2 protein-coding genes are annotated in these 18,218 nt (G+C 68.7%); both read left to right on the top strand.

Going from position 1 to position 18,218, the window contains the following annotated elements; all coding sequences use genetic code 11:
- Window positions 1–30: 30 nt before the first annotated feature.
- Window positions 31–17,238 (top strand): non-ribosomal peptide synthetase, encoded by a 17,208-nt coding sequence (locus K7711_RS01505; protein WP_222964162.1) that lies wholly within the window; start codon window positions 31–33, stop codon window positions 17,236–17,238.
- Window positions 17,235–17,921 (top strand): DUF6875 domain-containing protein, encoded by a 687-nt coding sequence (locus K7711_RS01500; RefSeq protein ID WP_222964161.1) that lies wholly within the window; start codon window positions 17,235–17,237, stop codon window positions 17,919–17,921. Before K7711_RS01505 ends, K7711_RS01500 begins: the two co-directional genes overlap by 4 nt.
- The last annotated feature ends 297 nt before the right edge of the window (window positions 17,922–18,218 follow it).

Below are 18,218 nucleotides of genomic sequence, written 5' to 3'. Positions count from 1 at the left end.
ACTGTGGGCGGTCGGGGTTAGAAGGAAACAATGACCGTTCCGCGACTCCAACTCGATTCCGCCCCGGGATCGAGTAAAGATACCGAGCCGGACCTGTCAGCCATACAGCCGATACCGCTCTCTGCCGGGCAGCAGGGATTGTGGCTGGCGCAGAAATTCAGTCCGGAAGTGCCCATATCAGAGGCGCAGTATATCGAGTTTCGAGGTGATCTCGAAGTAGATCTGCTGCGCAAGACGGCGATCAGAGCTGGCCGAGAGTTCCAGTCAGGGTATCTGCGACTTGTCGAGGCCGATGGTGTGCCTTATCAGGTGTACGACCCGTCGCTGAAGTCCGCAGGACCGGTGGTCGACCTGCGTGATGCGCCGGATCCGATCGCCGCGGCCCTGGAGTGGATGCGCCGGGAGTACACCGCGCCGCTGGTCATGACCCGGGACCGGTTGGTCGCCACGGCGATCCTGCAGGTCGGGGATCAGCATTATCTGCTGTATTGCCGCAGCCATCACGTCGCATTGGACGGCTACGGCGCGATGATGATCGTGAACCGGATCGCGGCGCTGTACACCGCGCTGGTGGAGGGCCAGACGCCGGAACCCAACCGGGCCGCAGATATCCGGACTCTCTACGAGGCCGACCGCAGTTACCGGGAATCGAAGCGATTCGCCGACGACCGGGCATATTGGCTGGAAAGACTCGCCGGTGTCCGTCCGGAATTCAGCCTGGCTGCCGGCCACGCGCCCGCGAGCGCGGACAGCGTGGTCGCCGTGACCGAACTGCCGGCGACGACGGTGGCGCGAATCGATCGTTCGGCACAGGCATTGGGGGCGAGCCCGGCCGCGGTCGTGATCGCCGCATTCGGCTGCTACCTGGCCCGCAGGACGGGCCGGGACGAGGTTCTGGTCAACATTCCCGTATCGGGTCGCACGACCGCCGTGCTGCGGCGGTCCGGGGGCGTATTCGTCAATGTGACACCGCTGCCGATCGTCCTGGATGCCGCGGACACCGTCGCCACGCTCGCGCTGCGGGTGCAGTCCGATCTGGTGGGGGTGTTACGGCACCAGCGGTTCGGCCTCGCCGACATTCGCGCCGCCATCGGGACTCCGGGGGCACAGCGGCATTTCGCGGGCCCGGTGGTGAATGTCATGCTGTTCGACCAGCGAATCCAGTTCGGCTCGGTGACCGGGGAATTCCACATCCTCAGCTCCGGCCCGGTCGAGGATCTGCTGGTCGACGTGTATCGCACCGGAGATCCGCCGCGGACGCTCCTGCAGTTCCTGGCCAATCCCCGCCTCTACACCGGCCCGGAACTCTCGGCGCACTGCACCGATTTCGCGGAGTTCGTCGACGAATTCGCTGCTGCCACCCCGGATATCGAACTCGGACGGGTCCATCCCGGCAGCGTCGCGGTCGGCGCGCGGATCCGCCGCCGCCGCGAGAACCAGATGTTCTGGCGGTCCGTGCTCGCGGATCTTCCCGAGGAACTCCGGCTGCCCTCGGACAGGCCGCGCTCGGCGGTGCTGTCGAACCGGGGCGCCACCGCGAGCTACGCGGTGCCTGCGGGGACCGTCCGGATATTGGAAGATGTTGCGCGGCAGCATAATTCCTCGACGTTCATGGCGATCCACGCGGCACTGGCGGTGCTGCTGGCCCGGATGAGCGGCGCCACCGACATCCCGGTCGGCACACCCGCCACGGGACGAGGCGCGACCGCGCGGGACGACACGGTCGGAATGCTCGTCGACACCCTCGTACTACGAACCGGAATCGATCTGCAGGAGTCCTTCGCCGACCTGCTCGACCGGATCCGGCAGATCGATCTCGCGGCATTCGACCACGCCGATATCCCGTTCGAACAGGTAGCGGACCGGTCATCCAGGTCGAGGCGCCCTCGCTTTCAAGTGATGCTGGCGTTCGGGAGCGGGCGACCGATCGAACCGGGGTTCGTGCATCTCGATCCGCCGGAGGTCGGCCCCGCCGGCGAGATATCCTGCGCCGACCTGCAATTCGCACTGTCGGCAGATCATGACGGCCGCGCGCCGACAGCCACGATCGCGTACGCCACCGACCTTTTCGATGCCACGACGGTCGACTCCTTCGCCCGGCGATGGATTCGCATACTCGAATCGGTAGCCGCGGACCCGACCGTCCCGGTCGGCGCGATCGACGTGCTCGAGCCCGCGGAACGGGCCGACCTGGCCTCTCGTGCCGGCGACCCCGCGACGACGGTGACGACGTTGCCGGAGCTGCTGGCCGCGGCGGTGCGGCGGAATCCCGACGCGTCCGCGGTCGTGTTCGAGGGGCGGCGGTTGAGTTACCGGGAGTTGGACGAGCGGTCGAACCGCTTGGCGCGCTTGCTCGTTCGGCGTGGGGTGGGCCCCGAGGACGTCGTCGCGGTGGGCATCGCGCGAAGCCTGGATTCGGTGGCGGCGGTGTGGGCGGTGGCGAAGTCGGGAGCGGCTTTCGTACCGGTCGATCCGGGGTATCCGAGCGAGCGGAAAGCTCACATGGTGGTCGATTCCGGGGCGGCCGTGGGCGTGACCGTGGCGTCCGCGCGCGCGCAACTGCCGGACGGTATCGACTGGCTGATCGCGGACGACCTCGACGAGACCTCGGATGCCCGTCCGATCTCCGACCGGGATCGGACGACCGCACTTCGCCCGGAGCACCCGGCCTACCTGATCTACACCTCGGGCTCCACCGGTGTCCCGAAGGGCGTGACGGTGACCCATGCGGGTCTGGCCGCACTCGGTGACGAACAGCGGGAACGCTATGGGGTGAACGCGCTTTCGCGGACCCTGCACGTCGCATCGCCGAGCTTCGACGCATCGGTCTGGGAGTTGCTGCTCGCGACGGGCGCGGGGGCGACGATGGTGATCGCGGCCCCCGGCGCCTACGGCGGCGCGGAACTGGCCGAGCTGCTGCGCCGCGAGCGCGTGACGCACGCGGTGCTCACACCGCCCGCGTTGCTGTCGGTCGATCCGGCCGGTCTCGACACGTTGCGCGTCGTGGTCACGGCCGGTGACACCTGCCCGCCGGAGCTGGTGCGGCGCTGGGCCGGTCGAGGCCGTGAGCTGGTCAACGCTTACGGGCCGACCGAGGCCACGGTCATGACGAACCACAGCACCCCGTTGGCGGGGGACGATCCGGTGACGATCGGTGCTCCGATTCGCGGTGTGGCGGAATGGATTCTGGATCAGCGGCTGGAGCCGGTGCCGGTAGGGGTGGCGGGGGAGTTGTATGTCGCGGGCCGGTTGTTGGCCCGTGGGTACCACCATCGCGCGGGGATGACGGCGGAACGCTTCGTCGCCTGTCCGTGGGCGCCGGGGGAGCGGATGTACCGGACCGGAGATGTGGCTCGGTGGACGAGCGCGGGGACGGTCGAGCACCTGGGCCGGTCCGATTTCCAGGTGAAGATTCGAGGTCTGCGGATCGAGCTGGGCGAGATCGATTCGGCTCTGACGGCTCATCCGGCCGTGGGCCGAGCGGTGACCGTCGGTTTTCGCGCCGACTCGGGGGCGCAGTCGCTGGTGTCGTATGTCGTTGCCGCGCCGGACTGTTCGATCGATACGGGGCTACTGCTCGATCATCTGCGTGATCGGTTGCCGGCGTACATGGTTCCGGCGTCGATCATGGCGGTGGATCGCATTCCGTCGACACCGGCGGGCAAGGTGGATCGTAAGGCGTTGCCGGAGCCGGTATTCGCCGATGCCATACCTTTCCGGGCTCCCGTGACGGCGACCGAGCGGATCGTGGCCGGGTGTTTCGAGGAAACTCTCGGCATCGAAGCGGTCGGTGTGGACGACTCCTTCTTCGCCCTCGGCGGAGACAGCTTGGTGGCGACGCGGATCGCCGCGCGAATCGGTGCCGCGCTGGATACCGATGTCCCGGTGCGACTGTTGTTCGAGGCGTCCACGGTGGCGACGCTCGCGGCCCGGATCGACGCCCATTCCGGTACCGGGCGCGGGCGGCCGCCACTGGTTGCCCGGCCGCGCCCCGATCTGGTTCCGCTGGCGCCGGCCCAACAGCGGATGTGGTTCTTCAACCAGTACGACACCGGCGCGGGCACCTACAACGTGCCGATCGTCATCCGGCTGCGTGGCGAGTTGCACCTCGAGGCGCTCCGGGCGGCCATGATCGACGTACTGGACAGGCACGAATCCTTGCGCACCCGGTACCCGGATCACGACGGAACGCTCATCCAACTGATCGAATCCATCGACGACGTGGACCACGAACTGCCCCTGGTATCGGTTCCCGCGAACCGATTGCTCTCGGCGATAACCGAATTCGTCACCGAGGGCTTCGATGTGAGCACCCGGGCGCCGGTGCACGCCCGGCTGTTCCGCACGACCGATGCGCAGGAACACGTGCTCGCGGTGGTGGTGCATCACATCGCCGCGGACGGCTTCTCGATGACGCCGCTGGCCCGCGACGTGGCGACTGCCTACACCGCCCGGATCCGCGGCGCAGCCCCGTCCTGGATCCCGCTGCCCGTCCAATACGCCGACTACGCGCTGTGGCAGCGCGCGGTCCTGGGCTCACCGGACGATCCGGAATCGTTGTGCGCCCGGCAGATTCGATACTGGTCGGAAACCTTGGCCGGAGTTCCCGAGGAACTTCGCCTGCCGTTCGACCGGCCGCGTCCGGCAGCGCTGTCGAATCGTGGGGCCACGGTGAGCTTCTCGTTGCGTGCCGGATTGGTGCGTGCGCTGGAAGATGTTGCGCGGCAGCATAATTCTTCGCTATTCATGGCGATCCACGCCGGATTGGCGGTGCTGCTCGCCCGGATGAGCGGCACCACCGATATCGCGATCGGCACACCCGTGGCAGGGCGAGGCATCGCCGCGCTGGACGACATGGTCGGAATGTTCGTCAACACCCTGGTGCTGCGAACCGAGATCGACCTCGAGGAATCCTTCGCCGACCTGCTCGACCGGGTCCGCCCCACCGACCTCGAGGCATTCGACCACGCCGACGTTCCCTTCGAACAGGTGGTGGACCGGCTCGTGACGCACCGATCCCAGGTGCGCCATCCGCTGTTCCAGGTGATGCTGGCGTTCCACAACCTGGAACCGGTGGCGCTCGAACTGCCCGATCTGGACCTGTCGGTGATCGACCTGCCCGTCCAGGTGTCCCGCTTCGACCTGCAATTCGTGCTCGCGCAGGACCACGACAGCGGCGATATGACCGTCGCGGTCACCTACCCCACCGATCTGTTCGACGCCGCGACGATCGACTCCCTCACCCGGCGATGGATCCGGATACTCGAATCGGTGGCCGACGACCGTACCATCCCGGTCGGGGCAGTCGACATCCTCGACCCCGCCGAGCGCGCCGATCTGCTGAGCCGTCGCGGCCCGGCGTCGCCGGCTCCGGTCACTCTGCCCGAATTGTTCGCCACCGCAGTCGGATCGGATCCCGATGCTCCGGCGATCGTGTTCGAGGGGCAGCGGTGGAGTTACCGGGAGTTGGACGAGCAGTCGAATCGGTGGGCTCGGCAACTGATCGAGCGGGGGATCGGTCCGGAGGATGTGGTGGCGATCGGCATCCCGCGGTCTGCGGATTCGGTGCGGGCGGTGTGGGCGGTAGCCAAGGCGGGCGCCGCGTTCGTGCCGATCGATCCGGCCAATCCGGCCGAACGCGTCGAATACATGCTGGCCGATTCGAGGGTGACCGTCGGCCTGACGGTGGCCGCCGCACGCGCCCGACTACCCGGGGACGATATCGACTGGCTGACGCCGGACGTCCTCGACCGGGGCGACGACCGGCCGGTTACCGATGGCGATCGGGTGCGCCCGCTGCGGGTCGACGACATCGCCTATGTCATCTACACCTCCGGATCGACCGGACTGCCCAAGGGCGTCGCGGTCACCCATCGAGGACTGCTGAATTGCGCCACCGAGCACACGGCAGCGCTGAACCTCGAATCCGGAACCCGCACACTGCATCTGGCCTCGCCGAGCTTCGATGTCTCGGTCCTGGAGCTGCTGGTGACACTGCACTCGAGTGCCACGATGGTCGTCGCGGCCAGCGACGAGGTGGTCGGCGACGATCTCGCCGAGCTGCTGGACCACGAACACGTCGGCCTGGCCTGCCTGACCCCCTCGACGATGTCCACGATCGACCGGAGCCGTTGGCCGCTGACGGATCTGGATCATCTGGTCGTCGGGGGCGAGAACTTCGGCACCGAACTGGTCGAGCGGTGGGGCACCGATCGGAAGCTGTTGAATTCCTACGGGCCCACCGAGACCACCATCGTCGCGACGCTGACCACTGCCTTGGTCACCGGGGAACCGGTCACGATCGGTCACCCGATCCGTGGCGTCTCGGCGTGGATACTCGACCGGCGATTGGCGCCCGTGCCGGTCGGTGTGGCCGGTGAATTGTATGTTGCCGGTGGGCTTCTGGCGCGCGGATACCATCACCGGACGGGGTCGACCGCGGAGCGATTCGTGGCGTGTCCGTGGTTGCCGGGTGAGCGGATGTACCGGACCGGTGATGTGGTCCGCTGGTCGGCGGGCGGTGCGATCGAGCATCTGGGCCGATCCGATTTCCAGGTCAAGATCCGAGGTCTGCGTGTCGAACTCGGTGAGATCGATGCCGTGCTCGCGGGTCATCCGAGCGTCGGTCATGCCGCGACCATCGGTTGGCGCGCCGATTCGGGAGCTCAGTCGCTGGTGTCGTATATCGTTGCCGCGCCGGGACATTCGATCGACACTCCAGGTCTGACGGAATATCTCGCCGATCGTCTGCCCGCATACATGGTGCCGGCTTCGATCGTGGTGCTGGAGCGGATTCCGTTGACGCCGACGGGCAAGCTCGATCGCCGGGCGTTGCCCGAACCGGTGTTCGCCGACGACGCGCCGTACCGGCCGCCTCGAACTCCGATCGAGCACCTCATCGCCGACACCTTCGCCGCTGTGCTCGACACCGAAACCATCGGCATCGACGACTCCTTCTTCGCTCTCGGCGGCGACAGCATCATGTCGATCCAGTTGGTGACCCGGGCCAGAGCAGCGGGTGTGGTGTTCTCCCCGCGCGATGTGTTCGAGCGCAAAACCGTTGCGGGACTTGCCCAGGTCGCGATCCAGGACAGTGCCGCGGCGCTGTCGCTTCCGGCGGAACTGCCCGGCGCGGGCGTGGGGCCGCTGGCACTGACACCGATCATGCGCTGGTTGCTGGAGCGGGCGGGGCCCGGGTTCGGCCGCCTCGCGCAGACGATGATCCTGGATCTGCCGGCCGGGATCGACCGGCGCCGGCTCACCGAGGCCGTGCAGGCGGTACTCGATCGGCACGACATGCTGCGCGCGCGACTCGGCACGCGCCCCGACGGGTATCGGACGTGGGATGTGCTGCCGGTCGGCATGATTCGAGCCGACGACGTACTCGTCCGGGTGCCGGTGGCAGCGGGTCTGGGCCGCGGTGAACTGCATGCGCTGGCGGCGGCCGAGGTGGATGCCGCCGCGGATCGACTGGATCCGGGCGCCGGGATCGTGGCGCAGGTGGTCTGGTTGGATCCGGCGGGCCCGGCGGAGCGGGGCGCGGTGCTGGTGGTGGTGCACCGCTCGGCGATCGATCGCGTCTCCTGGCGGGTGCTGGCGCCGGACCTCGCGGCCGCGTGGGCGCGGATCGAATCCGGGCGGCCACCCGATCTGGCCCCGACCGGGACCTCGATGCGCAGGTGGGCGTACGGACTGGTCGAGGCCGCCCACAGCGCCGAACGGGTCGCGGAACTCGAACTGTGGCAGGCGATGACCGCCGGGGATGATCCGATGATCGGGTCGCGTCCCCTGGATCCCGCGATCGACACGGTCGGCACGGCCCGCACGATCCGGGGCGAGATGGACCCCGAGGTGACCGAGGCGCTGCTGAGCGAGGTGCCCGCGGCGTTCCACGGCAGTGTCGAGGACGGGCTGTTGACCGCCCTCGCGGTGACGCTGACCAAGTGGCGTCGCGAGCAGGGACCGGTTGCCGCGAGCGGCCCGCCCACGGACGTCGTGATCAGCCTCGACGGGCACGGCCGTTCCGCGGGTGTCGTCCCGGGCTCGGATCTGACCCGGACGATCGGCTGGTTCGACACGAATTTCCCGATGCGCCTGGATCTTTCGGACATCGATCTCGACGACGCGGGCATGGGTGGGTCGGCGCTGGGGGCGGCGGTCAAGGCCGTCAAGGAACAACTTCGCAGCGTCCCCGACCACGGGATCGGCTACGGCTTGCTGCGGTATCTCAACGAGGGCACCGGACCGATCCTCGCGACCGCGCCGCCGCAGATCGCGTTCGACTACTTCGGCCGCGTCGACACCGGGATCACCGAACAGATGCCGGTGGCCGGATGGGTGCCGGTGCACACCGGCGCGGTCCCGGGCGATGGCGTGTCGGCCGGTACGCAGGATCCGGATATGCCGGTGACGGCGGTGCTCGGCGTCGGCGCCGTCATCCTGGACGATGCGACCGGGCCGCGGTTGCGAACGACCTGGACCTATCCCGCCGGGGTGCTCACCGACGACGAGGTGCGCGAGATGGCGCACTCGTGGCGCCGGGTGCTGACCGCCTTGGCGCTTCACGTCCGCCGTGCCGGGAGCGGGGGACACACGCCCTCGGATCTGGACCTGGTCGGGCTCGGACAGGCGGAGATCGAACGACTCGAGCACCGGTATCCGGCATTGAGCGACGTCTGGCCGCTGGCTCCGTTGCAACAGGGCCTGCTGTTCCACGCGCTGGTGTCCGAGCAGTCGGTGGATACCTACCTCACACAGTTGGTCCTGGAACTGCGCGGCCGGGTCGACGCACGGCGGCTGCATCGAGCCGCACGTCTGCTGCTCGCCCGGCACGCGAATCTGCGCACCGCCTTCGTCACCGATGCCGGCGCCGGACCGGTGCAGGTCGTCGACGACCACGCCGAGGCCCCCTGGTCGGAGCTGGATCTGTCCGGGCTGGACGAGAGCGCACTCGATCGCGAGTGGGAGTTGCTCATGGCCGCGGACCGCGCCGCCCGGTTCGATCCGGCTCGCGCCCCGCTGCTGCGCTGGATGCTGGTCACCCTCGGACCGCAGCGATACCGGCTGGTGCTGACAGATCACCACCTGGTGCTCGACGGTTGGTCGACGCCGCTGCTCCTGAAGGAGCTGCTGGTGCTCTACGCCACCGACGGCGACCAGGCGGCACTGCCGCCGGTGCGCCCCTACCGGGAATTCCTGACCTGGGTGGGGCAGCAGGACTCGGCGGCCTCGCTCGCTGCCTGGGCCCGTGCGTTCGACGGCGCCGACGAGCCGACCCTGGTGGCGGCGGCCGATCGCGGCCGTCGCGACACCGAATCACGGGATGTCGCAGGCGAACTCACCGAGGAGCAGACCGCGGCGTTGACCGCCTGCGCCCGCTCCCGTGGCATCACGCTCAACACGATGATCCAGGTGGCGTGGGCGATCGTGTTGGGCGCGTTGACATCCCGGAAGGATGTGACGTTCGGTGCGGTCGTCTCCGGACGGCCCCCGCAGATCGCGGACATCGAATCGATGATCGGGCTGTTCATCAACACGGTGCCGGTGCGCGTTCGTCTCGACACCACCGAGACCCTCGGGCAGTTGCTCGATCGGGTCCAGGCGGAGCAGGCCGCATTGCTCGATCACCAGTTCGTGGGCCTCGCCGAGATCGAGCGGGTGGCCGGGGCGGGAGCGATGTTCGACACGATCACGGTGTTCGAGTCCTTCCCGATCGACCGCTACGGGGTGACCGAGGACACCGACATCGCCGGGATGCGGCTGGTCGACGTGGTCGGCCTGGACGCGGCGCACTATCCGCTGGGCCTGGTCGGGCGCATCGACACCCGGCTGCACCTGGAGATCAAATACCTGCCCGGGTTCTTCGACCACGCCACGATAGTGACGATCCTGGGCCGGGTCCTGGGGGTTCTGGGCGCCGTCGTCGCCGACCAGGACCTGCCGCCGGCGCAGCTCGATCTGCTCACGCCCGAGGAGCATCGCGAGTTCGCGCCGATGTCGGGCGCGCCGCCGGTGCCGGAGCGGGTGTTGCCGGAGTTGTTCGCGGACACGGCATCTCGTAATCCGGGGGCGATCGCGGTGGTGTGCGGTGACCGGCAGTGGACGTACGGTGAGCTCGATGCGGAGTCGAACCGGTTGGCGCGCCTACTGATCGGCCGAGGGGCCGGACCGGAAACCGGTGTCGCGGTCGCGTTGCCGCGCTCGTTCGAGTCGGTGCTCGCAGTCTGGGCGGTGGCGAAGTCGGGGGCGGCATTCGTCCCGGTGGATCCGCGCAATCCGGCGGATCGGGTCCGGCACATGCTCACCGACTCGGGCGCGGCGACCGGAATCACGTTGTCGGAGTGGCGGGATCGGCTGCCCGGATCGGTGCGGTGGCTGGTCCTCGACGAGCCGGAGGTCACAGCGGAGGCGGCAGCGTCGCAGTCGATCGCGGTGACCGATGCCGAGCGAATTCGGCCGGTCCGGATCGATGATGCCGTCTACGTGATCTACACGTCCGGGTCGACGGGGACACCGAAAGGCGTGGTGGTCTCGCATCGAGGGCTGGCGAATCTGGTGGCCGAGCAGTGCGCGCGGTTCGAGATCGGGCCGGGTGCGCGGGTGCTGCACGCCGCGTCACCCAGTTTCGACGCCGCGGTCCTGGAACTGCTGTGGGCGTTCGCGTCGGGCGGACGGCTGGTGATCGCGCCGCCGGCCGTCCTCGGCGGAATCGAACTGGCACAGGTCATTTCGCAGAACTCGGTGACCCATGCCGCCTTGACGCCCACGGCGTTGGACACGGTCGACCCGGCCGGGTTGCAGAATCTGGCGACGGTCGTGCTGGGTGGCGAGACGCCCTCGCCGCAACTGGTGTCGCGGTGGGCTCCGGGCCGGAGACTGTTCAACACCTACGGCCCCGCCGAGGCCACCATCCAGACCGATGCCGGTGCGCCGATGGCCCCGGGCCGGACCGCGACGATCGGCGGGCCGATCCGTGGCGTCGAGCAGGTCGTACTCGACGCGTGGTTGCGGCCGGTGCCGCTGGGAGTGGTCGGCGAGTTGTATCTGACCGGTCCGGGACTGGCTCGCGGTTACCGCAACCGGACGAGTCTGACGGCCTCGCGGTTCGTCGCCGATCCGTTCGCGGCGCAGGGGCAGCGCATGTACCGGACCGGGGATCTGGTGCGCTGGTTGCGATTACCGCAGGACGGGCTGACGCTCGACTATGTCGGCCGGACGGACTTCCAGGTCAAGGTGCACGGATTCCGCATCGAGCTGGGCGAGGTCGAAGCGGGTCTGCTGGCCTGCGCGGGAGTGGCCCGCGCGGTGGCGGCCGTGCACCACAGCGCGACGACCGGCGATCGACTGATCGGATATGTGGTGCCCGAGCCGGGCGTCGAGCTGGACCCGGCCGCGGTGCTCGCATTCGCGGGGCAGCGATTGGCTCCGCACATGGTGCCCGCGACCGTTCTGGTGCTCGACGCGCTGCCGATGACCGAGACGGGCAAACTCGACCGCGGCGCGCTGCCCGAGCCGGACTTCGGCAGGGACAGAACCGAATTCCGGGCGCCGGTCACCGAGATGGAGACGACGCTGGCCGAGCTGTTCGCCGGAGTGCTGGGCGTCGACACGATCGGGCTGGACGATTCGTTCTTCGCCCTGGGCGGCGACAGCATCATGTCGATCCAGTTGGTGACGCGCGCCAGGGCGGCGGGGCTGGTGTTCTCGGTGCGGGATGTGTTCGAGGGCAGGACGGTTGCCGGGCTGGCCCGGATCGCCGTCCCCGACAGCGGTGCGGCGGCGGCCCTTCCGGCGGAACTGCCCGGCGGTGGGGTCGGGCCGATGCCGTTGACGCCGATCATGTGCTGGATGGCCGAGCGTGGCGGATTCGACGGATTCTGTCAGTGGGTGATGCTCACGCTGCCGACCGGCATCGACCGGATCGCGATCGCGGCGACCGTGCAAGCGGTGATCGATCGCCACGACATGCTGCGGGCCCGGCTACGACCCGATCCGGCACAGCCGTCGGGCTGGGCACTGCAGGTGCGACCGGCCGGGGTGTCGGCCGCGGGACTCGTCCAGCACGTGTCGGTGGACGAGTCGCCGGACAGCGAGGCGTTCGCCGAGATCGCCGATGCCCAGGCACATTCGGCCGCCGAGCGCCTCGACCCGGCTGCGGGCGTCGTCCTGCAACTGGTCTGGCTGGACTGCGCCGACCAGCCGGGCCGGTTGCTGGTCGTCGCGCATCACCTCGTGGTGGACGGAGTGTCGTGGCGGATCCTCGTTCCCGACCTCGCCGTCGCCGGCGCCCAGGTGAGTGCCGGACAACAACCGAGCCTCGCGCCCGTCGGCACGTCGATGCGGCGCTGGGCGCACGCTCTGGACACCGCTGCGGCGAACCACGACGAACTCGACTGGTGGCGTGACACACTCGCGGCCGCCGATGATCCGCCGCTCGGGACGCGCCCGCTGGATCCGGCCGCGGACGTCCAGGCCGGCGTCGGCACCGTCCGGATGGCGTTGCCCACCACCACGACCCGTGCCGTACTCACCACCCTGCCCCGGGTGTTCCGCGGCACCGTGGAGGACGCCCTCGTCGCCGGACTCGCACTGGCACTGACCCGATGGCGGGATCGCCACGGCGAGAACGTCACCGAGACGCTGCTGACTCTGGAGAGTCACGGCCGCCACGACACGGTCCTGCCCGGCGCCGACCTCACCCGGACGGTCGGCTGGTTCACCACCACGTACCCGGTCCGGCTGGACCTGTCCGGTATCGACATCGATGACGCGTTCGCGGGCGGTGCTGCGGCAGGGGCGGTCGTCAAGGCGGTCAAGGAACAGCTGCGCCGGGTTCCCCGTCACGGCATCGGCTTCGGGCTGCTGCGCTACCTCGACCCCGACACCGCCCGCGTCCTGGGCGCGCTGCCCGAACCCCAGGTGAGTTTCAACTATCTCGGCCGCTTCGACACCATTCCGGATGCGTTGCGCGAGAGTGGGTGGATACCCGCTGGTGGCGACGCCGCAGGTAGCGTCCAACCCGCCGACGCCTCGGCCGCAATGCTGTTGGGCGTCAACGCGGTCACCGTGGACACACCGGAGGGACCCGCGCTGACCGCGGCCTGGGACTTCCCGTCCGGTCCGATCGGCTCCGCCGAGGTCACCGGCATCGCGGAACTGTGGCGCGACGCGGTGGCGGCCCTGGCCGACCACGCGACCCGGCCCGGCGCCGGTGGGCTGACGCCCTCCGATGTCGGCCTGGTCGACCTCGATCAGGCCGCGATAGCGCGGCTCGAGGCGAGATACCCTGCGCTGGAAGACATCTGGCCGCTGACGCCGCTGCAGGCGGGGCTGTTGTTCCATGCCCAGCTCGCCGACGGAACTCCCGACGACTACATCGTGCAACTCTGTCTGGAACTCGGCGGGCGCGTCGACCCGGACCGGCTGCGCCGCGCCGCGCAGACGCTCCTCGGACGGCACTCGAATCTGCGGACCGCGTTCGCGCGCAACGGTTCCGGCGAACCGGTCCAGGTCGTGCATTCGCACGTCGACGTGCCGTTCACCCGGATCGACCTGGCAGAATCCGCGGACACCGCGGCCGCGCTGGACGACCTCATGGAGACCGACCGGCACTTCGACACGACCGCGCCGCCCCTGTTGCGACTGACGCTGATCAGCACATCCCCGCAGCGGCACCGACTGCTGCTGAGCATGCATCACATCCTCATCGACGGCTGGTCCACTCCACTGCTGATCCGGGAACTGCTGATCCTCTATGCCGCCGACAGCGCCCCGGGCGCACTGGCCCCGGCGCGTCCCTATCGCGATTACCTGGCGTGGCTGAAGAACCAGGATCAGGATGCGGCGCAGACCGCGTGGGCGCGGGCGCTCGAGGGCGTCACCGAGCCGACTCTGCTGGCGCGCGCGGATCGCAGCGGCCCGGCCGACGCCGCTCGCGACGTTCAGGTGCGGCTGAGCGAGGACCGCACCTCGGCTCTGAACGCCGTTGCCCACCAGCAGGAGACCACGCTCAACACCGTCGTCCAAGCCGCGTGGGCGATCGTGCTCGCCGACGCGACCGCGCGTGACGACGTCGTATTCGGCACCACGGTCTCCGGGCGTCCCGCGCAGATCCCCGGCATCGAATCGATGATCGGAATGTTCGTCAACACGGTGCCCGTCCGGGTCCGGCTCGACCACGGCGAAACGCTCGCCGGGCTGCTGCGGCGAATTCGCACCGAACAGACCGCGCTGCTCGACCACAACCACCTCGGCCTCGCCCGGATCCAGCAGGTGGCCGGGCCGGGCGCGATGTTCGACACCGTGGCCATCTTCGAGTCCTACCCGGTCGACACCAGCGGATTGTCGCAGGACACCGATATCGCCGGGATGCACGTCCTGGATGTGCACGGGCGCGAGGCCGCGCACTATCCGTTGGGCCTGATCGTCCACCTCGGCGACCGGCTGGAGCTGACCTTCAAGTATCTGCCGGAACTGTTCGCGGACAACGCGATCGAGGCTCTCGCGGGCCGAGTGCTGCGCGTCCTGGACGCCATCACCGACGACATCGATCTACCACTCCAGCGGGTGCAACTGCTCTCCCCGGACGAGTTGGCCGCACTGGTTCCCGTGCGCGGTGCTCCCAGCGCGGAGACGGTGATGTTGCCGCAGGTGCTTGCGGCAGCGGCGAAATCGGACGCGGACGCGGTGGTCTCCGACGGCGAAACGCTGTCCTACCGCGAACTCGACGAGACCTCGAACCGGTGGGCACGAGTGCTGATCGACGCCGGAGCGGGACCGGAGTCGTTGGTGGCCTTGGTATTACCGCGCTGCATCGACGCGGTGACCGCCGTCTGGGCGGTCGCCAAGACCGGCGGCGCGTTCGTCACTATCGACCCCGCTCAGCCCGAGGACCGGATCGCCGGCATTCTCGCCGATGCCGGTGCCGTCGCGGGGTTGACGACGCTGGCCGATCGAGATCGGTTGCCGGACAACACCATCTGGTTCAACCTGGACAGCGCCCGGTTCGCGACGCAGACGGCGTCGGCGTCGGCCGCCGCGATCGACGATCGTGAGCGCACAACCACGCTGCGGCCCGAGCACCCCGCCTACCTGACCTACACCTCGGGCTCCACCGGAACCCCCAAAGGGGTCGTGGTCACCCACACCGGTATCGCGAATCTGGCCGTCGAAGCGCGGGAAGGCTTCGGGCTCACCGCATCGTCCCGAATGCTGGCCGCGGCCTCGCCGAGCTTCGACGTATCGGTCCTCGAATGGCTCGCCGCCACCGCTGCCGCAGCCACCCTGGTGCTCGCTCCGGCGCGAGTGGTCGCCGGTGCCGAACTGGCCGAGCGGATCGCCGCGGCGGGCGTAACCCATGCGGCCTTCACCCCGACCGTGCTCGCCTCGCTGCGTCCCGACGAACTCGGCACCCTGCACACGCTGATCCTCGGCGGCGAGATGTGCCCGCCGGATCTGGCGAACAGGTGGGTGCCGGAACGCAGCCTGATCAACACCTACGGGGCCACCGAGACCACCATTCTGAGCTGCCGCGACGCCCCGCTGACCACGGTCACGGACAGTCCGCCGCTGATCGGCGGCCCGGCGCGCGGGTTCTCCGCGGTCGTACTGGACCGCAGACTGCGTCCCGTCCCGCCCGGAGTGGCCGGCGAACTGTATCTGTCCGGACCGGCCATCGCCCGCGGCTACCACGGGCAACCCGCGCTCACCGCAGCCCGATTCGTCCCGGACCCGTACGGGCCGACCGGAACCCGCATGTATCGCACCGGCGATCTGGTCGCCTGGACCGGTGACCGGCGTCTGCGCTTCGTGGGCCGCAGCGACCTGCAGATCAAGGTCAACGGCCATCGCATCGAACCCGGCGATATCGAAACCGCGTTGTGCACCCACCCCGACGTCTCGCGCGCCGCCGTCGTGGTGCACACCCGACCCGACGGCACCGAGCAGCTCACCGCCTACGTGGTGCCGGCCGCGCACACCACACCCGATCCCGCGGTGCTGACCACGCACCTCGTCACCCGGTTGCCCAGCCACATGATCCCCACCACCATCGTCACGCTCGACCGGTTACCGCTCACCACCACGGGCAAACTCGATCACCGCGCGCTGCCCGCACCCGATCTGCGCCGGCAGTTCCGCGCTCCGGCCACCCCGCTCGAAGCCGCCATCTGCGATGCCTTCGGCAAGACCCTCGATATCGAGCGAATCGGCAGCGACGACGGCTTCTTCGCGCTCGGCGGCGACTCGCTGTCCGCCACCCGACTGGTGGCGCTGCTCGCGGAGGCCATCGGGGTCACCGTGCCGCTGCTGTGGCTGTTCACCGATCCGACGCCCCGATCGCTGGCCCGCCGCATCGACAGCGGTCGCGATGACCTCGCCGGGCGGGACTCCGGCGAACAGGATCTCGCCGAAGCGCTCTCGGTCGTGCTGCCGCTGCGGACCGCCGGACCCCGTGCGCCGCTGTTCTGTGTCCACCCGGCGCTCGGATTGGCTTGGGGTTTCAGCGGACTCGTCCGGTACCTCGATCCCGACCTGCCCGTCCACGGGCTGCAATCGCCGGGGCTGGCCGACCCGACCGCGCGGTTCGAGACGCTCGATCAGCTCGCCGCCCGGTACGTGCGCGAGATCCGGTCGATCCAACCGCACGGTCCCTACCACCTGCTCGGTTACTCGCTGGGCGGCACCATCGCGCACGCGATCGCCGTCCGCCTGCGCCGCGACGGCGAGTCCGTGGACACCCTGGCCATGATGGACACCCGGGTCGTCACGGCCGGCAGTTTCCGTGCGCCGACGCCTTCGGTGGCGACGATGCTCGCCGAGTTCGGCGGTTTCGCCCTTCCGGGCGACCCCGCCGAGGCGACCATAGAGGCCGCGACCGAGTTGCTGCACCGGCAAGGTGGACTGTTCACCAGCGTGACTCCCGAGCATCTGGTCAGGTTGCAGCGCGACTACACCCGCCTGGTCGACCTCACCTGGAACCATCGGCCGACTCGGTTCGATGGTGATCTGATCTACTTCAGCGCCGCGGACAGCGACGTCGACGGCGGCACCTCACCTGCTCGCGCGTGGAGCGCCTACGTCAGCGGGCGGATCACCGAGCACCGGATTCCCGTTCGGCACGAACGGATGACCGAGCAGGATTCGCTCCGTGCCATCGGTTTCGTCCTCACCGAGCACCTCCGGTCGACCCGCACCGCGCCTACCGAGTCATCCATCTCAGCAAGGACGAGCCGATCATGAACACCGACCGAATCGTCGGAACACGTTCCGGCGTCGAACCGTCCAATCTGTTCGCCCCCGATCTGACCACCGGTGTCGACGCGCCCCCGCATGCTGCCGAACTGCGCCGGTGGATGGTCGAATACCTGTGCCGACCCCACCCGGATCTCGGTCGGCCCGGCCTGGTCTGCCCCTTCACCAGTCACGCTGTCGCCCAGCGATTCCTGTGGGCGGCGTTCATCCCGGGTCGTGACATCGACCGCGAGCGCATCACCGCGATCGTCGACGACCTGCACGATCTGTTTCCCGACCTGCCACCGCGGGACGAACCCGGCGCCAAACTCAAAGCCGTCCTCGCGGTCTTCCCCGACCTCACCGAATATGCCGATATCGATGCTGTGCAACGTGAGCAGAAATCCCGGTTCGTCGAACAGGGTTTGATGCTCGGACAGTTCTATCCGGGGTGCACCGTCGCGGGGTTGCACAACCCGGACTTCCGAGCTCTCGACGCGCCGCTGCCGCTGCTCGCTATCCGCCAAATGGTGCCGACCGATTTTCCTTTCCTGAGTGGCCGTCGCGAATGGCTCGAGTACTATCTCAAACTCTTCGCACCCACCATCCCCAGATTCATCGCCACCACCATGTCCGACAGGCTCGTGCAGACACCCGACGTGCTGAACGAACTCGGTTCCGATAAGCGGTGACGATGCCGTACGAATAACATGACAAAAGGTGAAACAAAGCGGCCGGCGCGCCTCGGAGCGGCCGGGCTCCAGGTGTGGTCGAGATGGTGAATCACAGTCACGACCTGGCTCGATATGTCGTGCGCGGACGTCGATGCACCGCCGAACCGCCGAACCGCTGCTCGCCCGAGTTTGCCGGGACTATCTCCGATGCCTGCTCGGGGTCGGTGGAAATATATTCACGTGACCAATGTCCACACATTGTCCGAGGGGCTGTACTTCACATCGCATGGGAGTAATGTGAGCGTCGGGTCTTTC

Origin of the sequence: Nocardia coffeae (assembly GCF_019890715.1) — a bacterium.
Classification (GTDB): Bacteria; Actinomycetota; Actinomycetes; order Mycobacteriales; family Mycobacteriaceae; genus Nocardia; species Nocardia jiangxiensis.
The sequence above is the reverse complement of the archived record's forward strand: the minus strand, read 5'-3'. Positions and strand labels throughout refer to the sequence as shown.